Origin of the sequence: Afifella aestuarii, assembly GCF_004023665.1 — a bacterium.
Lineage (GTDB): Bacteria > Pseudomonadota > Alphaproteobacteria > Rhizobiales > Afifellaceae > Afifella > Afifella aestuarii.
Window position 1 is genome coordinate 620642 of the sequence record NZ_SAUF01000002.1, and the last position, 18203, is coordinate 638844.

General features: G+C 64.8%; 14 protein-coding genes and 1 pseudogene. 3 read left to right on the top strand and 12 right to left on the bottom strand.

Annotated elements, in window-relative coordinates; translation table 11 throughout:
* Position 1: 1 nt before the first annotated feature.
* The 4 genes and pseudogenes from EO094_RS11290 to EO094_RS11305 form a co-directional block, all read right to left on the bottom strand.
* A complete protein-coding gene (locus EO094_RS11290) occupies positions 2–1132 on the bottom strand; it encodes an acyl-CoA dehydrogenase family protein (RefSeq protein ID WP_128292399.1) in 1131 nt (376 codons plus the stop codon).
* Positions 1107–2153 (bottom strand): glycosyltransferase family 2 protein, encoded by a 1047-nt coding sequence (locus tag EO094_RS11295; RefSeq protein ID WP_128292400.1) that lies wholly within the window; start codon positions 2151–2153, stop codon positions 1107–1109. Before EO094_RS11295 ends, EO094_RS11290 begins: the two co-directional genes overlap by 26 nt.
* A 73-nt stretch (positions 2154–2226) precedes the next feature.
* Positions 2227–3222 (bottom strand): acrylyl-CoA reductase (NADPH), encoded by a 996-nt coding sequence (acuI, locus tag EO094_RS11300; RefSeq protein WP_128292401.1) that lies wholly within the window; start codon positions 3220–3222, stop codon positions 2227–2229.
* A gap of 99 nt (positions 3223–3321) precedes the next feature.
* A pseudogene (locus tag EO094_RS11305) lies at positions 3322–3981 on the bottom strand (MFS transporter); the annotation flags it as partial.
* A gap of 221 nt (positions 3982–4202) precedes the next feature.
* Between EO094_RS11305 and EO094_RS11310 the strand changes: the two are divergent.
* Positions 4203–4976, top strand: a complete 774-nt coding sequence (locus EO094_RS11310) for a 2-keto-4-pentenoate hydratase (RefSeq protein ID WP_128292403.1) — start codon at positions 4203–4205, stop codon at positions 4974–4976.
* Between the two features lie 151 nt (positions 4977–5127).
* Here EO094_RS11310 and EO094_RS11315 read toward each other — a convergent pair whose 3' ends face one another.
* The 7 genes from EO094_RS11315 to EO094_RS11345 form a co-directional block, all read right to left on the bottom strand.
* The gene (locus EO094_RS11315) at positions 5128–6336 is read right to left on the bottom strand and encodes a cell wall hydrolase (protein WP_246008473.1); all 1209 of its coding nucleotides are present in this window, start codon (positions 6334–6336) and stop codon (positions 5128–5130) included.
* A 254-nt stretch (positions 6337–6590) separates the two neighbouring features.
* Positions 6591–9260 carry a pyruvate, phosphate dikinase gene (ppdK, locus tag EO094_RS11320; protein ID WP_128292404.1) on the bottom strand — a complete coding sequence of 890 codons (2670 nt, stop codon included), beginning with the start codon at positions 9258–9260 and terminating at the stop codon, positions 6591–6593.
* A gap of 167 nt (positions 9261–9427) precedes the next feature.
* Complete coding sequence (gene nadC, locus EO094_RS11325) at positions 9428–10282, bottom strand: carboxylating nicotinate-nucleotide diphosphorylase (protein ID WP_128292405.1); 855 nt, start codon at positions 10280–10282, stop codon at positions 9428–9430.
* Positions 10266–11894, bottom strand: a complete 1629-nt coding sequence (locus tag EO094_RS11330) for an L-aspartate oxidase (RefSeq protein WP_246008474.1) — start codon at positions 11892–11894, stop codon at positions 10266–10268. The genes nadC and EO094_RS11330 overlap by 17 nt, the downstream gene beginning before the upstream one ends.
* A gap of 1 nt (position 11895) precedes the next feature.
* Positions 11896–12360, bottom strand: a complete 465-nt coding sequence (locus EO094_RS11335; RefSeq protein WP_128292407.1) for a GNAT family N-acetyltransferase — start codon at positions 12358–12360, stop codon at positions 11896–11898.
* A 22-nt stretch (positions 12361–12382) separates the two neighbouring features.
* Positions 12383–13471 carry a quinolinate synthase NadA gene (nadA, locus tag EO094_RS11340; RefSeq protein ID WP_128292408.1) on the bottom strand — a complete coding sequence of 363 codons (1089 nt, stop codon included), beginning with the start codon at positions 13469–13471 and terminating at the stop codon, positions 12383–12385.
* Positions 13472–13771: 300 nt separating this feature from the next.
* Positions 13772–14203 carry a hypothetical protein gene (locus EO094_RS11345; protein WP_128292409.1) on the bottom strand — a complete coding sequence of 144 codons (432 nt, stop codon included), beginning with the start codon at positions 14201–14203 and terminating at the stop codon, positions 13772–13774.
* A 313-nt stretch (positions 14204–14516) separates the two neighbouring features.
* Between EO094_RS11345 and EO094_RS11350 the strand changes: the two genes are divergently transcribed.
* Both EO094_RS11350 and EO094_RS11355 read left to right on the top strand, forming a co-directional pair.
* Positions 14517–15374: an endonuclease toxin domain-containing protein gene (locus tag EO094_RS11350; protein ID WP_128292410.1), complete on the top strand. Its 858-nt coding sequence runs from the start codon at positions 14517–14519 to the stop codon at positions 15372–15374.
* Positions 15371–15937, top strand: coding sequence for a contact-dependent growth inhibition system immunity protein (locus EO094_RS11355; protein ID WP_128292411.1), 567 nt, complete (start codon positions 15371–15373; stop codon positions 15935–15937). The genes EO094_RS11350 and EO094_RS11355 overlap by 4 nt, the downstream gene beginning before the upstream one ends.
* Positions 15938–16079: 142 nt before the next feature.
* On the opposite strand, the gene glyS is transcribed toward EO094_RS11355, so the two are convergent.
* A complete protein-coding gene (gene glyS / locus EO094_RS11360) occupies positions 16080–18197 on the bottom strand; it encodes a glycine--tRNA ligase subunit beta (RefSeq protein ID WP_128292412.1) in 2118 nt (705 codons plus the stop codon).
* Positions 18198–18203 lie beyond the last annotated feature (6 nt).

The following is an 18203-nucleotide window of genomic DNA, read 5'->3' on the forward strand; positions in this document are numbered from 1 at the left end:
CTCAGTCGCACCGGATGTCGTGGGGAGGTCTCCCCAGGACGAAGCGTTCTTCGGCAAGCGCCTCGCCCACGGCCGTGAGCGCGCCATCGGGATTGGGCTGGCGGAGATAGGTTCTGAGGTCGCGGTCGAGCCGCTCCAGTGGATGCGGCTGCATCAGCCCCGCCGCGCCCACCGCCCGTTCTGCCGTTGAGAGAACGTCCATGGCGAGCTTCTCGATGGCAAGGCGCATGGCATTGGCGGTGGCGATCGCCTGCTCCTGTTCGGCTTCCGCGGGCGTCCCGAGGCAACCACGGCACCAGGCCGCCGCCGCGCGGGCGAACCAGCCGTAGCCGCCCTCGATCGCAAGCGCCATCTCGCCGAGCCGGTGCGCCTGATGAGGGTTATCCGCGCGTCCCGTCCGTATCAGGTGCGCGCGGGCGGCATCGAGAACGGCATGCGCTCCGCCGAGCTGAACGGCAGCAAAGCGGATGGCGCCGGCGGAAAACCAGGGCTGGCGCACATAATCGCCTGGCCGGCCGAGAAACCATTCCGGCGCGACCTCGACACCCGAGAAATCGACGACATGGCTGCCGGAAGCCTTCATGCCGAGCGGCCGCCACCAGCTGCGATCGACAGGCCTCTCATCGACCGGCACGATCAGCATTTGCCGGCCTTCCGGTTCTTCCACCGTGACGATGGCGTGCGAGAGACCATCGACGCCCGAGGCGAAGTTCTTGGCGCCGACCAACGCACCGTCTTCGAGCATGAGCGGCTTGCCCGGCGCGTCCGTGTTCCAGACGCCGTAGATGCGACCGAGCCTCGCCTCTGCCTGATAATGGCTTTCTTGCGCCTTCGAGCCGAACAGCGCGATGAGCTGCAGGGCGTTCACATGGCCTTCGAAGATGCGCCCGACATTGAGATCGCCGCGCCCGACGGCGGCAAGCAGGTAGAGGAGATCCTCCATTCGCTCCGCCGACAGAAGCGGCCCGGAGAGGAGACCCGCCTCGGCGAGGATGGCGAAACCCTCCGCCGGAAACGAGCCTGCCGCGTCGTGGCGGGCCGCTTCGGCGCCGATTTTGGTTGCGAGTATGCCAAGATCGAGCGGTTCAGACTGATCGGGCGCGCGTTCAGGCCGCGAAGCTGTTTGCAGCATGGTTCAGTCGCTCCTCAAGGTAAGACAGCGCCTCTTCGACCGGCATGGTGCGCGGCGCGTCCGGCTCGTCGCCGGCCAGCCTTTCAATCAGCGCAAGAGGTGGTTCGGCCGCCGAAACCGGCAGGTTGGAAAGCGTCTGCTCCGTCAAAGCGTTCCGCCAGGTGCCGTCGGCAGCTGCGAGATCCCGCAGGCGGCGACGAAGCCGGAAGCGCGCCTCGGCACGTTCCGGCGCTTCCACAAGCAGAGGCCGGTGGGCTTCTTCCTCCTCAAGCCAGGCGGCAATGCAATCGGCCATGCCTCCCTTCGCGCGGCCTTCAAGACGCGCCGAGACGATGACTTCCACGTCCGGCGCATGCCTGAGCCGGGCGCCCTGCGCTCGGGCGCGGCTGACGAGCGCGAGGTCTTCGCGGTGGGGCACTGCTGGAAGACCTCCGAGCGCGCGATAGAGCTCCGTCCGCAGTGCGAGACTGGCGCCCGTATGGTCCGAGTGGCGTGGCCAGGGGTCGTAGGGCAGGGGATCGATCAGGGCTGCGAGACGGTCGAGAAGCTCCTGGTAACGGGCGACGAGCCGGGCGCGCCGCATGAAGCCGGGGCCGAGCCTTCGTTCTTCCTCCTCGTCGCCGACGAGGTGGCCGGCGACGATATCGGCACCCTTGCGCAGGGCGATCAGATTGGCGAGCACCCAATCGGGGGCCGGCCTCGCGTCGGCATCGGTCGTCAGGATGACGGTGGCACCGCTGGCTGCGGCCTCTTCCATCGCCATGCGGCGGGCAACGCCGACATGGTTGTCGCTGCCCGTGAGCGTCACTTCGATGAGCTTGAGCGCGATGTGCGGGGCGCTCACCGCGGCCGCGCGTGCGACGGCGGTAGAGGCGTCTGTACAATTGTTGCAGACGATGACGACGGGCAGACGGTGCCCGCCGGCAAGCCAGGTCTGCCGGGCGAGAGCCCCGATCAGCTGTGGCAGGCGTTCTTCTTCATTGCGGGCGGGAACCGCCACAACCGGGTGGAACGAGGGCAATTTTGGGCCTCACGGAAGACACGACGCCTCCCACAACACATGAGGCCCAATTTGGTTACCGCTCGTTAGCTGGCTAGGCGGCGATATTGATCACAAGCCGGCCGCGCACCTTGCCGGCAAGGAGATCGGACGTTGCCTGCTCGATGTCGGAAAATGCGATTTCGCGTGTGATCGAGGTGAGCTTCTCGCGGTCGAGATCGCTCGCAATCCGCTGCCAGGCGAGTTCGCGGATCGCTTTCGGAGCCATCACCGAATCGATGCCGAGAAGCGAGACGCCGCGCAGGATGAACGGTGCGACGGAGGCTGGGAGATCCATGCCACCGGCAAGGCCGCAGCAGGCGACGGCCCCGCCGTACTTTGTCTGGGCGAGCACATTGGCGAGCGTCACGGAGCCGACAGCATCGACGCCGCCGACCCAGCGCTCCTTGCCGAGGGGTTTTCCGGGTTCAGAGAGTTCCTTGCGGTCGATGATCTCGGAGGCGCCGAGGCTCTTGAGGTAATCGGCTTCTTCGCTGCGTCCGGTCGAGGCGATCACGTGATAGCCGAGCTTGCCGAGAAGGGCTGTCGCAACGGAGCCGACCCCGCCGGTGGCACCGGTGACGACCACCGGACCGCGATCCGGCGTGATCTGATGGCGTTCAAGGGCAATGACGCACAGCATCGCCGTATAGCCGGCCGTGCCGACCGACATCGCCTCTGCTGCCGAGAGCGTCTCGGGCTGGCGGACGAGCCAGTCGGCCTTCACCCGGGCCATGCCGGCATAGGCACCGTAATGCGTTTCGCCGAGGCCGAAACCGTTCAGGATCACACGCTCGCCGGGCTTGAAGGCGCCGGTATCGCAGGAGACGACCTCGCCTGCCAGATCGATGCCCGGGATCATCGGCCAGCGCCGGATGACCGGACCCTTGCCGGTGACGGCGAGCGCATCCTTGTAGTTCACAGTCGAATGCGTGACGCGGACGAGCGTGTCGCCTTCCATGAGGTCGTCGGTCGTCAGATCGACATGCGATAGAGACTGCTTCTTGTCTTCGTCCCGATCGATCAGGATGGCTTTGAAGGTTTCGGCCATTGGGGGATCTCCCTGTTGTCGCGGTCACGTTGCGCAGATGAGGCCGCCGCGCAAGGGGACAAGAGGGAGGCAGGTTTTCGCTGTCCGATCAGCTTGCCGTCACGAGGCAAAACGCGGCTCGGCCGCCTGCTCGCGGATCGGCCAGTGCACGACGGCCGCAAACAGGCCGAGCGCCACGCCGAGCCACCAGACTTCGTCGTAGGAGCCGGTCTTGTCATAGAGATAGCCTCCGAGCCAGACGCCGAGGAAGGAGCCGATCTGGTGGGAGAGGAAGACGATCCCGCCCAACAGGCCGAGATGGCGCGTGCCGAACATGATGGCGACGAGCGCATTGGTGGGCGGCACCGTCGACAGCCACAAGAGTCCGATCACCACGGAGAAGATCACCACCGAAGCGGGGCTGGGCGGCGCCAAGAGGAAGATCGTTATGGCGAGTGAGCGCGCGAGATAGATCAGCGCGAGGAAGATCGGTTTCGAGTGCCGCTCGCCGATGGCGCCCGAGGCGATCGAGCCGATGATGTTGAAGAAGCCGATCAGGCTGATCGCGATCACCGCCCAGCGCGGCGACAGGCCGAGATCGGCGATATAGGCCGGAAAATGCGCGGTGATGAAGGCGACCTGGAAGCCGCAGACGAAGAAGCCACAGAACAGAAGCACGAAGCTGCGGTGGCGGAGCGCCTGGGTGAGGGCTTCGGCGACGCTCTGCTCGGTCTCTCCCGGCTTGAGCTGATGGCGCGGCTGGCCGCGCAGGGGGATCGCGGCCCGAAGGTGAGAAGCGCCACCGCGCAACCGCCTACGATGATCGCCCATGGCAGGGCGGCATGTCCGGTGCCGGACACCAGATTGCCTGAGCCGGCAGATTGACCGCGCATCGTCATGAGGCCTATCCCGCAAAGAAAGCGAGGATAACCTGAGACTTTCCGAGGCGGAAAACGAAAAGACCTTATCTTGCTTTTGAGAGATTCTGAATTGGAGCTGGGATGAACAAAGAGGATATCGCCAAGTCGCTGGCTGCGGCGCGGGTGTCGGGAGAATATGCAGCCGTTGATATTACGGCCATCGATCAGGCCGAGGCTGCGGAAGATATCCTGGCTGCCGCCGGTGTGTTCTATGGCGGGCGCCGGATCGGCTACAAGGTCGGGTCGACGAGCGAGGCGGCGCAGAAGGCGACCGGTGCGCCAGGCCCGTGGTTTGCGCCCATGGTCGAGAGCGATCTCAGCCGCGACGGCACCACGCTCGTTTGGAAGAAGCACTACCGCGGCGTCGAATGCGAATTCGCCTTCCGCATCGGCGAGACCTATCCGGTGTTTGATACCAAGCCCAATCCGGCGAGCCTGCGTCAGGCGGTTGCGGCCTGTCATCTCGCTCTGGAAGTTGCGGGCCGCCGCACCGAAGGCGAAGGCCTGACGCGCTATCCGGCGGTTCTTGCCGATTTCGGCGCCCATTGTGCCTTCGTGTTGGGTCCGCAGGTCAAGGACTGGGAAAACCACGATCTCGCCGAGGTGGCCGTCTCGGGGCTTCGCGACGGCGTCGTCACGAACAAAGGCTCGGGAGCGGCCGTCATGGGTGGGCCGCTCAATTCGCTTCTCTGGCTGACCGAAAGGCTCGCTGAGCGGGGTCTGCAGCTTCAGGAAGGGGATTGGGTGCTGACCGGAACGACCATGGGCATCGTGGTGCCGGAACCCGGCTCCACGGTGACCGGCGATTTCGGTGAACTCGGCAAAGTGAGCGTCAATTTCGCCCGCGAGAGCTGAGCGGAAGAACGCGCACGCAAAGAGCCTTTTAGAATCGGGGCTGGCTCTGTCGTCTGTCGGCAGAGCTGCCCAAACGGCTCCCAGAAATCGGGCTCTTAAAAAAATCGGTGGGGCCGGAACGAAGCCGGCGGCACGACGTTGATAGGTTGGATCAGCTCCAGCCGCCGCCATAGGTTCGATAGAAGATGTGGCGGCCGATGCGGTCGGTGCGCTTCATGCTGCTCGCCCACCGGGGCCGGACATAGGTGGCATGGTAGTGGGTGGAATCGCCCACTTCCTCAAGCCAGGCTTTTCCCTCGGTCACGTCGAGCGCGACCTGTTTGGCGCGCTCATAGGCCGAGGGCGATCGGATTCGGTCGCGAATCCCGTCGCAGGCAAATGAGAATTGGCAGCGATTGCGCCAGTTCTTGTTCTGATAGACGACGCCACAGATCGTGTTCGGATAGGCGGGGTTCTTCACCCGATTGAGAATCACCTGAGCGACGGCGATCTGGCCGAGCTTGCTCTCACCGCGGGCCTCGAAATAGACGCCGCGCGACAGGCAGGCCTGTTCTTTTTCGCTTTTGACGCTCTCAGGTAGCGTGTTGAGCATCCACGCATGCTCAGGCTTGGTGCGATGGCGACCGCGCATCCAATCCCAAAGAGAGGGCGTCTCCTCCGGTTTCACGCGTGGCGTGCCGAGATCGCCAAGCTGGCCCGTCGCAGGGGCCGAGCCGATGACGGCGTCGAACGGTGCATCGAGACCGTCGCCGGTGGGAGCATAAGCCACGAGCGCTGCGTCAGCGGGGATGCTGTCCCTGCGCGCGAGCATGATGCCGTTGTCCTGCGTGGTCGTCTCGTGCTTCTGCATGAAATGGGAGTAGGCGACCATCAGTCCCGCCATATCCTGATCGGACGCATTGGCGAACGCGACCTTCGGCAGATCCTGGCCGTCGCGCGAAGAGAAGATGTCGTCCATGTTCCAAAGCTGGCCGGCGGCCGGCAGCTTGTCGGATTTGCGCGCAACCGGCGAGCGCGTCATCAAGAGATCGCCCTTGCGGTCGCGATTGACGGTTTCGGTGGTGAGCGGCCCTTCCGGGCTCGGAACGGCGACTTCCGCACCCTTTCCGAGCGCCGGCACGGGGATGGTGCGGGCGTCGCCCATGCCTGATCCCGGAGTGAGGGATGCGTTCTGGATATTGCCGACGGACATCGCCTCAAGACGGGTCTGCCAGCGCTGGTCGGGCAGATCGCCCGAAATCATGGCCGCAGCATCCTGATAGGCGATTGGCGACGTCGCGGCGACCAGGGCGCCCAGACCGAGCAGTCCCGCTGTCGATGCGGAACGCCAAGTCCTTCGTACGCCGCGCCATACTGCCATGAAGAAACCTCTTTGTCGGGCACAAGCGTTTTCGCCGCGCGAATCGCTCGCGTTCCGCTCTCGCCCTCACGAACGAGAAAAACAAATCGCGGTTTACAACCGGTTAATCGGGTCGCTCCACTTGGCGTCCGACCCGTCTGCCCGACGATCCCCCCTTTGCCCAGAGGTCCATCCGACCAGGGCTGCCGTATCGCGGCGGAATGGGGCAAGAAGTTGACAATTCCTTGCCCCAGCCTTGCATGCGGAAAGAAGATTCAGCTTGTTGCTTTTTTGCCAAGGGCCGCCTGGGCGGCGGCGAGCCGTGCAACCGGGACGCGATACGGAGAGCATGAGACGTAGTCGAGACCGGCTTCTTCGCAGAAGCGGATCGAGGCGGGATCGCCGCCATGCTCGCCACAAATGCCGAGTTTGAGATCCGGCTTCGTCACGCGCCCTTCCTTGACGGCGAGCGCAATCAGCGCCCCCACGCCCTCGGTGTCGAGAGTGATGAACGGATCCTTCTCGATCAGTCCGATCTCCTGATAATGGCCGAGGAAGGAGGCCGCATCGTCACGCGAAATGCCGTAGGTCGTCTGCGTCAGATCGTTGGTGCCGAAGGAGAAGAACTGAGCGCTTTGGGCGATCTCCCGCGCTCGAAGAGCGGCGCGCGGCAGCTCGATCATAGTGCCCACCGTATAGGTGATCTTGATCTCGCTTGAGGCGTTCACCTCTTCGGCTGTGCGGTCGATGACCTCTTTCACCTTGTCGAGTTCCGGCAGCATGCCGACGAGCGGCACCATGATCTCCGGGATCACAGGTTCGCCGGTCTGATGGGCGGCATCACGCGCCGCCTCCAGAATGGCGCGGGTCTGCATTTCCGTGATCTCCGGATGCAGGAGCAGGAGCCGGCAACCGCGGCTGCCGAGCATCGGATTGGCTTCCGTCAATTCGATGATGCGCTCGCGCAGGCGAGACGGTTCCGTGCCGATCGCCGCTGCAACTTCTTCGATCTCCTTTTCGCCCTTCGGCAGGAATTCATGCAGGGGCGGATCGAGGAGCCGGATGGTCACCGGCAGGCCGCGCATCGTCTTGAAGAGCTCGAAGAAATCGTGGCGCTGTAGCGGCAGAAGCTTGGCGAGCGCGGCCCGCCGCGCCTCCCTGTCTTCCGCGACGATCATCTCGCGCATGGCGACGATGCGGTCGTCCTGGAAGAAGGTATGCTCGGTGCGGCACAGGCCGATGCCCTCGGCCCCGAAATCGCGCGCTGCGCGTGCATCTTCCGGTGTTTCGGCATTCGCCCGCACGCCGAGGCGGCGGGCCTGATCGGCCCATTTCATCAAGGTGGCGAAGTCACCGGAGACTTCCGGCTGCAGCATCGCGACGGCACCCTCCATCACCTCGCCGGTGGAACCGTCGATGGTGATGACGTCGCCTTCCTTATAGACCTTGCCGAGCACCATCATGGTGCCGGCCTTGTGGTCGATCTTGAGCGAGCCGGCGCCGCAGACGCAGGGTTTGCCCATGCCGCGGGCGACGACGGCCGCATGGCTCGTCATGCCGCCGCGCGAGGTCAGGATGCCGCGCGAGGACACCATGCCCTGAATGTCTTCCGGGCTCGTTTCCATGCGCACCAGGATGACCTGATGGCCTTCCTTGGTGAGAAGGTCGGCCTTGTCCGGCGTGAACACGATCTCGCCGCTGGCAGCCCCCGGCGAGGCGGGCAGGCCGCGCGCGATGACGTTGCGTTCCGCCTTGGGGTCGAGCGTGGGATGCAAGAGCTGGTCGAGCGACGTCGGCTCGATGCGCATCACCGCCTCTTCCTGCGTGATCAGGCCTTCCTCGGCCATGCCAGTGGCGATCTTGAGGGCGGCATGGGTGGTGCGCTTGCCGTTGCGGGTCTGCAGCATCCACAACGTCCCGCGTTCGATCGTGAACTCCATGTCCTGCATATCGCGGTAATGGCGTTCCAAGCGGTCCGCGTGCGCACAGAATTCCTTGAAGGATTCCGGCATCAGCGTTTCGAGCGACGGGGCATCGCTGCCGGCCTGAACACGGGCCTTCTCCGTCAGATATTGGGGAGTGCGGATGCCGGCGACGACATCTTCGCCCTGCGCATTGACGAGGAACTCGCCATAGAGCGCTTTCTCACCCGTGGACGGATCGCGCGTGAACGCCACGCCCGTCGCCGAGGTGTCGCCCATATTGCCGAACACCATGGCCTGCACGTTGACGGCGGTGCCCCAGCTCTCCGGAATATCGTGCAGTTTGCGGTAGGTGATGGCGCGGTTATTCATCCAGGAGGAGAAAACGGCGCTGATCGCGCCCCAAAGCTGGTCCTGCGGATCCTGCGGAAACGGGCCTTCGTTGACCTCGATGACGAGCGCCTTGAAGCGCTCGATCACCACCTGCCAGTCTTCCGCGGAAAGCTGCGTGTCGGTTTCGAAGCCGCGTGCCTCGCGCTCCTGCTCGAGGATCGCTTCGAAATCGTGATGTTCGACGCCGAGGACGACGTCCGAGTACATCTGAATGAAGCGGCGATAGGAATCGTAGGCGAAACGCGGATCGGCACTTTCGGCGAGCGCCTGGACGCTCTCGTCGTTGAGGCCGAGATTGAGGACCGTGTCCATCATGCCCGGCATGGAGCTGCGCGCCCCCGAGCGCACCGACAGAAGCAGTGGCATCGGTGCGCCGCCGAGGGTCTTGCCCTGCAGCTTCTCAAGCTTCGCCAGCGCTTCGGCGACCTGTTCGTGCAGGCCTTCCGGCATCTGCCGGCCATTGGCGTAGAACCAGTTGCAGGCTTCGGTGGAGATGGTGAAGCCCGGCGGCACCGGCAGGCCGAGATTGGCCATCTCTGCAAGATTGGCGCCTTTGCCACCGAGAAGATTGCGCATGTCGCGCGAGCCCTCGGCGCTTCCGCCGCCGAAGGAATATACCCACTTCGTCATCGTGCCTCCGGAAACCTGGTCGATTTACACGTTGTCCCACACCGGCTGTAAAACGTTCAGCCGGTCCGCACAACGCAGGCTTCAGGGCATCTGTTGCGCAAAGAACGCTTCATTCCCTTAGGGAAGTAGCCCCGCCAAACGACGATTTCTTCAGGCCAACAAGTGCTTTAGAGCGCAATATCGAGGCCAAGATCCAGTATCGGAGCCGAATGCGTTATAAAACCGGTGGAGATATAGTCGACGCCGGTTTCCGCGATCGCCCCAACCGTGGCGAGCGTGATGCCGCCGGAGGCTTCCAAGGTGGCGCGACCGCGCGTTATCGCCACTGCTTCGCGAAGTGTCGGCGGACCCATATTGTCGAGGAGGATGACGTCGGGCCCTTCTTCCAGGGCCTCTTCAAGCTGTTCGAGCGTGTCGACCTCGACCTCGATCCGGACCAGATGTCCGGCGAATTCCTGAGCGCTGCGAATGGCTTCTCTGACCCCTCCAGCAACTGCGATGTGGTTGTCCTTGATGAGGATTGCGTCGTCGAGACCGTAGCGGTGGTTTGAGCCGCCGCCGCAGCGAACCGCGTATTTCTGGAAAGACCGCAGGCCCGGATGGGTTTTGCGGGTGCAGGTGATCCGTGCCTTGGTGTGGGCGATGGCGGCTGCAAATTCGGCGGTCGCGGTCGCAACGCCAGAGAGGTGGCAGAGGAAATTGAGCGCCGTGCGCTCGGAAGAGAGGAGCGCGCGGGCATCCGCCGAGATCTCTGCGATGACGGCACCGGCTTCAAGCCTGTCGCCGTCGGCCGCACGCGGCCGAAACTCTGCATCCGGGTCCATCAAAAGGACGGCCTTGCGGGCAAGCGCGAGGCCGGCGAGCGTGCCGGCGGCCCGCGCCCCGATGGTGGCCGTCGCCCGGCGGCCGGTGGGAATCGTTGCCTGCGACGTAATGTCACCCGCGCGCCCGAGATCTTCTTCAAGCGCCGCACGCACGGCTTTCTCGACGATCAGGTCCGGCAGCTCAGGCGAGGTTGGCATGACGGGATGTCTCCTGGAAAGCGGCGATGGCGCCCTTGGCGATCGCATCGGCCTTGGCGAGCGTGAGAAAGCGCCGATGCGCCTCTTCGGGTTGCGGATGCGGAAAGTCGGAGCGGAAATGCGCGCCGCGGCTCTCCTCGCGGCGAAGGGCGGCCACGGCGATGAGTTTGGCGGCGGTCAATGAGTTGAGGAGACTCGGCTGCCGGGCGGTCGCCCGGATCGCGTCCATTTCGGCGAGTGCGGCTTCAAGTCCCTGGCGGCTGCGCACCACGCCGACCGCGGCATCCATGAGCCGGCGCAACCGTTCAAGCAGCGCGTCTTCGTTCGGAAGCCCGGCGGCCGTATCGGCCGTCGATTCATCCGACCAGCGCACCATACGGTGATTGGGCAAAAGCCCCTGCACGTCTTCGGCGATGCGGGCGGCAAAGACGACGGCTTCCAAAAGCGAGTTGGAGGCGAGCCGGTTGGCGCCGTGCGCGCCGGTTGAGGAGACCTCGCCACAGGCCCACAAACCATCAAGGGAGCTGCGGCCGAGCCCGTCCACATGGATGCCGCCCATATGGTAGTGGGCGGCCGGCGCGATCGGGATCGGCGTCACGCGTGGATCGATCCCCGCCTCCATGCAGGCGGCAAAGACGGTCGGGAAGCGTTCGGGAAATTCCGCTCCCACGGCCTCGCGGCAATCGAGGAAGGCGCCCCGGCCGGAATGGCGCGCCTGATGCACACCACGGGCCACGATATCGCGCGGCGCAAGCTCGCCCGCCTCGTGGATATCGAACATGAAGCGATGACCGTTGCGGTCGACGATGGCCGCACCTTCGCCGCGAAGCGCTTCCGTGGCGAGCGGGGCCGGATCGCGACCGACATCGACGGCGGTCGGGTGGAACTGCACGAATTCCGCATCCGCCACGAGCGCGCCTGCGCGCGCGGCCATGCCGAGGCCTTCGCCGCGCGCCTCCTGGGGGTTGGTGGTGACGGAGTAGAGATGGCCGATGCCGCCGGAGGCGAGCACGATGGCACGCGTCGGCAACAGCATGCGCGCCGAAAGCCCTCCGCGCCGGTCGCGGGCAATGAGCCCGGTGACGTAGGAGCCTTCCGCCTTCAGGCTTTCGGCGACGAAACCTTCCAGGACGCGGATCGAGGAGGTCTCGCGCACCGCTCTGATGAGCGCCTGCATGATGGCGGCGCCGGCGCTGTCGCCGCCGACCCTGACCACCCGGCGATGCGAATGCGCGGCCTCGCGGGAGAGCGTGAGTTTGCCCTCGAGGTCGCGGTCGAAGGGCACACCATAAGACAGAAGGTCGTGGATGCGGGCGGCCGCCTCTTCCGCCATGCCGCGGGCGATGGCGCCCTCGACGAGGCCGGCACCGGCCGCGATCGTGTCCGCCACGTGGTTTTCGACCGTGTCGCCCGGGTCCATGGCGGCTGCGATGCCGCCCTGCGCCCAGCCGGAGGACGAGCCTTCACCGATCGGGGCGGCCGTGATGATGGTGACGGGCCGCGGCGCGAGTTTCAGGGCGCAGAAAAGACCGGCGAGGCCGCCGCCGACGATGACGACGTCGTCGATGCCGGCCCAGGATTGCGGCGGGAAGGGGTGCGGGGAAAGGCTCACCTCAGGAAAGCCGCTTCGACATCGGCTGCGCCTTGGCGAAGTCGATCGCCTTTCCTTGTTCGCCCTCATCCGTCCAGCCGGCCGAGCGATAGAAACGGTGCGCCGTCGCCGTACTCGTCAGCCGCGCCTCAACGATACCTTGTTTGCGCATTTCCCCCTCCATATGGGCAAGCATGGCTTTGCTCGCGCCGGAAAAGCGTGCCGCGGGTCTCACATAGTTGAGAAGGATCTCGGCACCTCTGAAGGCGCCGACGCAGACGATCTCGCCATCCTCCTCGGCCACGAGGAAGGTCGATGCGGGATCTTTGATCCATCCCGCCACGATGCCGGGCGCCTTGTTGGCCGTCCATCGTTTGATATTGGCAGGGTTGCCGCCGTGATCGGCTTCGCAGAGGCCGGTGATGGATGCGATCAAGACGTCGCTCACTGCCTCTGCATCGCCGGGCTTTGCCCTTCTGATGCGCATGCCGAAGCCCCCACGGCAGAACTCAGCTCTTCAGATTGACCATGCGCTCCACCGAGCGGCGCGCCTTTGCCGCCATCATCGGGTCGAGAACGACCTCCTCGCTCATATAGACGAGGGTATCGAGGATCTTCGGCAGCTGGATGCGCTTCATATGCGGGCAGAGATTGCACGGGCGCACGAATTCCACCCCTGGCGCCTCGCTCGCGACATTGTCGGCCATGGAGCATTCGGTCACCATCAGCACCTTGCCGGGGTTTTCCTTCTGCACCCAGCCTATCATCTTGGCCGTCGAGCCGGTGAAATCGGCTTCGGCGAGAACGTCGGGCGGACATTCCGGATGCGCGATGATGCGGATCGACGGATCGGCCTCGCGGTAGGCGCGCAGCTCGTCGCCGGTGAAGCGCTCATGCACCTCGCAGGCCCCGTTCCAGGTGATGATCTTCACATCCGTCTGTGAGGCGACCCAAGCGGCGAGATACTGGTCGGGCAGCATGATCACCTCTTTGGCGCCGAGGCTTTCCACCACTTCGAGCGCGTTGGAGGAGGTGCAGCAGATGTCGACCTCCGCCTTCACGTCGGCGGTCGTGTTGACGTAGGCGACGACCGGCACGCCCGGATGCGCCTCGCGCAGAAGCCGCACATCTTCGCCGGTGATGGAGGCGGCGAGCGAGCAGCCGGCGTGGCTGTCGGGAATGAGCACCGTCTTTTCCGGGCAGAGGATCTTCGAGGTTTCCGCCATGAAATGCACGCCGCACTGGACGATGATCTCCGCCTGGGATTTCGCCGCTTCCTGCGCGAGCTGCAGGGAATCGCCGACGATATCCGCAACGCCGTGATAGATCTCTGGCGTCTGGTAATTGTGGGCGAGGATGATGGCCCCGCGCTCCGCCTTCAGGCGGTTGATGTGGTAGACGTAAGGCGCGTGCACCGGCCATTCGATCGCCGGGATGACATGGCGCACCTTCTCGTAAATCGGCGCCGTCGCTTCGGCGATCTCCGGCGTGTAGGCGAGATCCGGGTAAGGCTTCACGCCGTAACGATCGGCCGCCGTGTCGGCCGAAACATTCCCGCCCGTGCCGATTGCGGTCGCTGCGCTGGAACCCTGAACCATACTCGCCCCTCCCGTTTATATGTTTATGCTCAGTTTGAGCATAAGATGGGCCAAACAAAAACCGGCAGTGCCGGATGCGACTCAGATAGGGGCGAAATCAACGCCGTGCAAGACGGTTGACGCAACGTCGTCATGCACAAAGTGCGCGGCTCGGCGGCCGCGATCCCTCGAAAGGCGCGAGAAACCGCCGTTTCCTGCCCATTGAGACGCGGCCATTTCCAAGGCCGCCATTCTTATCCCCGCCTCTCAAACCTCCCTCACACTTCGCGCCGTCGATGAAGTGCGGTGAGGGATTATGCTTCAGGTTGAGCGAGCGCTGCCTGATTCAAGGCGAACCACTACGCAGCCCGGCTGCAGCTCCAGGCGCTCAAGACTGCGCACTCCGTCCGTCGGGAGTATCTCACCAAGAGCTTTGCCGAACCGGCTGCCGCACGGCAGCGCTTTGCGGCGCGCCTCAATGCCGAGATTCACCGCAACGCCGCCATGCTGCGGGCCGCCTTCGCGCGTGCCTACGCCGAGATGCGGCCCGGCGCCCGTCGCACGCCAGGCCGCATCGACCTGCCGGATGTCAGCTGGCTCAAGGACGAGACGCTCGCCGAATGGGATCGCCGTCAGAAGGCCGCCGAGCGCCGGCTGGGCGGCGCGCCAGCGCGGCGTCAGGCCGTTCTTGCGCGCGTCGAAGACACGTTGTTTCGCCGCTTTGCCGGCCGCCTCAACGAGGTGCAGCAGCATGGCCTGGGCATCGATCGCTATGTCTGGCGCTCGCGCGACGATGCCCGCGTCCGGCCCGCACATGCCGAGAACGACGACAAGGTCTTCTTCTGGCCAAACCGTCTTCTGAAATGGGCCGCCGGAGGAGGGGCCTCCGGGCGAGGCCTACAATTGCCGCTGCTGGGCCGAACCGGTCATCGAGCCGATTGCCGCAGAAGCCGCGCCGCCCGACACCGGCCTGCGCTACCGCCTCAGCCTTGCCGCCGCTGCGGTCGCCGGCGTCGTCGAAGCCGTCCTCGACAGCGTTCGCTCGGTCGGCGAAGCCGTCGAAGAGGTGCCGGCGGCGCGCCGGCTGGTCTTTCTGCTACGCCGTGAGGCACGGGGCGAGCTTTCCGATGCTGAGCGTGCCGAGCTCGAAGGCGTGCGCGACGCCGCCCGTGCCAGGGCAGAGACCTTCTTTCGTGACGCTCTGGAGCTCGCAAAGGCGCTCGGCGCCTATCTGATTGCTCTGCAGAAACGCCCGGGGCTTCTCGAAGACGCCTACCGCCAGGGGCTTGCCACCCGCGAGGAGGTCGAGGCGGCCTATCGCGAGCGCGCCTATGTCGACACGCTCGTCCTTCTCAACGTGCCGCCGCCGTTCCTCGCGCTGCGTGCCGGCAAGCTCCTGGGCCTGCCCAATCTGGCTGGCGATGCGACGGCGCTGGCTGAGGCGATCACGCGGGAAGCCGCTCGCCTTCGCCGCCGCCTTGGCCATGTCGGTCACAACGTCATCGACAATCCGGGCATCGTCTGGGGACGCGGCATCAAGGGGCAGGGAATTCCCTGGGAGGACGCGCTGGAAGCGACCGGCCAGTTCGGCCAGCGTTTGCCGCAAAACTTCAAGACGATCGATTTTTACGACCCCGTCACTAAGACAGCTACGAGCGCGAAAACCCTTGACACAAGGGCAGCGGGATATTCGCAGAATCCAAGTAAAATTTTCACCGCCATCAAGAGATATGTCGATAAAATGCAGTCTTTCGATGGAAAGGAGGATTTACGACGAGGCTTCGAGGTTACGGAGATCCAGAAGAAGAAAATCGAGCTCGCAGTTCCCGAAGGCACGTCCAGAGAGCAGATCGTTCAGCTTCGACGTGCCGTGAGGTATGCTGAGGGTCAGGGGGCTGAACTCAAGGTGACTTTCATAAAATGAACCGTGAACGCGCTATCGAGCAGCTCAGAGCCAGGATTCTCCGAGAACGACGGTTCGAACCTAAGCCATCCCCTCCGAAAGAGCGGAAGAGGGCGAAAATCCACGCATTCCTGACTCATACTCTGATTTTCTCCCAGGCCGTCTACAGCTCAGTCCACGCGGACCCGGACGGATATGACAAGCGATTCCCGCCCGAAATGCCCGCAGCTGAGATCGGACGAGAAGCGCGGGAGGCGCTTCAAGCGAGCCGGTTCATTACGCCGGACCACCCGGAATGGGAGCGGCTCATTCGATTTGGCTCGGATGAAGAGACTCGAGCAGATGTTGCACGGGAGATGGCTCATGCGCGCGTCAGGACGCAAAAGGCGCTTTTTGAAGGCTCAGGCTCGGTCAGTCTGACGTTGCAGGACGGCCGGATATCCGTCGATCCGTGGCGCTATGCGGGCCGTGGCACTTGGGAACCCGTCCCCGGGATCAAGCCGACCATCCTCCCCGAAAGTGTCTCCGACGAGGACCTCGGCGCGGCAATCAACGCGGCGCTGGAGGTGAGCCGCAATGCGTGAGGGGGCCGGGGGGCGGCCTGAGCGGCCGCTCGCAGTGGTGTTGAAGCTTTCCTGCGGCGGGCGAGGGCGCTTCTGGTGATGTACCGAGCGGTTCGCGGCGGCGCTGCGGCCGCCGCCATGTCTTTCGTTCTGCCTGGTGCCCTCAGCCGCCGATCTTGGAAAAATCGGCGACGCCGTGCATCGCCTCGCGGATGCGGTTGAGGAGCTTCAGCCGGTTTTCGCGCAGCTGCGCATCATCCGCATTGACCGTCACATGGTCGAAGAAGGCGTCGACGGCCGGGCGGAGCTCGGCGAGCGAACCCATCGCGCCTGAAAAATCCTCAAGCTTCAGATGCTTTTCGACATGCACCTCGACGCTCTCGATGACGGCGAGAAGCTCGCGCTCGGCCGCTTCGCCCTTCTCGTGAATGAGGGCGTGGTCGGGCTCGCCCGTGTAGCTCTTGCCGTCCTTCTTCTCCTCCGCGCGCAGAATGTTGGCGGCGCGGCGATAGGAGGTGAGGAGGTTCTGGCCGTCGTCGGAGGCGAGAAGCCCGGCAAGCGCCTCCACGCGGCGCACGACCATGAGGAGATCGTCCTGCCCGGGCAGCGCGAAGACGGCATCGATCAGATCGTGGCGGGCGCCCTGATCGCGCAGATGCACTTTGAGGCGGTCCGCGAAGAAGGCGAGGAGATCGGCAGATGTCGTCTCGTCCAGGCGCTTGGAGAAGAGCGGCAGAAGCGGCAGCCTGAGCCCGTTTTCAAGCACGATGCGGATGACGCCGAGGGCGGCACGACGGAGCGCGAACGGATCTTTCGAGCCGGTCGGCTTTTCGTCGATCGCCCAGAAGCCGGTCAGCGTGTCGAGCTTGTCGGCGAGCGCCACCGCCATGGCGACAGGTTCTGTGGGAACGGCGTCGCCTGGGCCCTGCGGCTTGTAATGGTCGCGGATCGCATCGGCGACATTGGCAGCCTCGCCCTGCGCCTTGGCGTAATAGCGGCCCATGACGCCTTGAAGCTCCGGGAATTCGCCGACCATGCCGGTCGGCAGATCCGCTTTGGCAAGCTTTGCAGCGCGTTCGGCTTCCTCGGCCTTGGCGTCGACCACCGGGGCGAGCGCGCCGGCGAGCGTCGCGATCCGGGCGACGCGCTCCGCCTGAGTGCCGAGCTTGTCGTGGAAGGTGACGGCCTCGAGTTTCGCCCCCCATTCGCCGAGCGGCGTGGCGAGATCCTGCTCGTAGAAGAAGCGGGCGTCGGACAGGCGGGCCGCGATGACGCGCTCGTTGCCGGCGATAATCTCCTTGCCGCCGTCGCGCGCCTCGATGTTGGAGACGAGGAGGAAGCGGTTGGTGAGCGCGCCGTCCGCTCCGCGCAGCACGAAACACTTCTGGTTCTGGCGGATGGTAAGGCGGATGACCTCTTCGGGGATCTCCAGAAAGGCCTCGTCGAAGCGACCCATCAAAACGACGGGCCATTCGACAAGCCCCGCCGTCTCGTCGATGAGCCCGGCATCTTCCACCACCTCGAAGCCCTGCGCGAAGGCGAGGTTCTTGGCTTCCGTGGCGATGATGTTGCGGCGCCGTTCCGGGTCGAGGACGACTTTGGCGGCCTCAAGCTTCGGCACGTAATCGTCGAAGCGACGTACGCGGATTGCATCCGGCGCCATGAAGCGGTGGCCATAGGTGACGTTGCCGGCTTCGATATCGCCGACCTTGAAGGAGACGATTTCGGGGTCTTCCGTCTCCGGGCCGAACATGCACAGGATCGAGCGCAAGGGCCTCACCCAGCGCAGCGAGCCGGTGCCGAGCGCGTCGGCGTCCGCAAAGCGGGAATCTTTCGGGGCGGAAGCCGCTCCCCAGCGCATCGACTTCGGCCAGGGGAAGTTGCGGATCACCTGCGGCAGGAGCTCCGCCACGATCTCTTCGGCGGCCCGGCCGGGCTTTTCGATGACGGCGACATAGAAATCGCCTTTCTTGGGATCGCTTTCGATCTTCGCGTCGTCGATCGAGGCGAGGCCGGCAGAGCGCAGGAAGCCTTCGAGCGCCTTTTCCGGTGCGCCCACGCGCGGACCTTTGCGCTCTTCCTTCACGTCGGCGGAACGCGCCGTCACACCGTGAACGGTGAGCGCCAGACGGCGCGGCGTGGCGAAACCCTTGGCGCCCTCATAGGTGAGGCCGGCCTCGACGAGACCGTCGGTCACGAGGCGTTTCAGATCCTCGGCGGCACGCGCCTGCATGCGCGCGGGAATTTCTTCAGAAAAGAGTTCGATGAGAAGGTCGGGCATGGGATC

Excerpts from the sequence above, each read along its gene's own strand:
- EO094_RS11310 (WP_128292403.1), top strand. The coding sequence starts at position 4,203 with ATGAACAAAGAGGATATCGCCAAGTCGCTGGCTGCGGCGCGGGTGTCG.
- EO094_RS11335 (WP_128292407.1), bottom strand. The coding sequence starts at position 12,360 with ATGCGCATCAGAAGGGCAAAGCCCGGCGATGCAGAGGCAGTGAGCGAC.
- EO094_RS11345 (WP_128292409.1), bottom strand. The coding sequence starts at position 14,203 with ATGCTGCTGCACCTCGTTGAGGCGGCCGGCAAAGCGGCGAAACAACGT.
- EO094_RS11315 (WP_246008473.1), bottom strand. The coding sequence starts at position 6,336 with ATGGCAGTATGGCGCGGCGTACGAAGGACTTGGCGTTCCGCATCGACA.
- glyS (WP_128292412.1), bottom strand. The coding sequence starts at position 18,197 with ATGCCCGACCTTCTCATCGAACTCTTTTCTGAAGAAATTCCCGCGCGC.
- nadA (WP_128292408.1), bottom strand. The coding sequence starts at position 13,471 with ATGGTTCAGGGTTCCAGCGCAGCGACCGCAATCGGCACGGGCGGGAAT.
- acuI (WP_128292401.1), bottom strand. The coding sequence starts at position 3,222 with ATGGCCGAAACCTTCAAAGCCATCCTGATCGATCGGGACGAAGACAAG.
- nadC (WP_128292405.1), bottom strand. The coding sequence starts at position 10,282 with ATGCCAACCTCGCCTGAGCTGCCGGACCTGATCGTCGAGAAAGCCGTG.
- EO094_RS11355 (WP_128292411.1), top strand. The coding sequence starts at position 15,371 with ATGAACCGTGAACGCGCTATCGAGCAGCTCAGAGCCAGGATTCTCCGA.
- EO094_RS11290 (WP_128292399.1), bottom strand. The coding sequence starts at position 1,132 with ATGCTGCAAACAGCTTCGCGGCCTGAACGCGCGCCCGATCAGTCTGAA.
- ppdK (WP_128292404.1), bottom strand. The coding sequence starts at position 9,260 with ATGACGAAGTGGGTATATTCCTTCGGCGGCGGAAGCGCCGAGGGCTCG.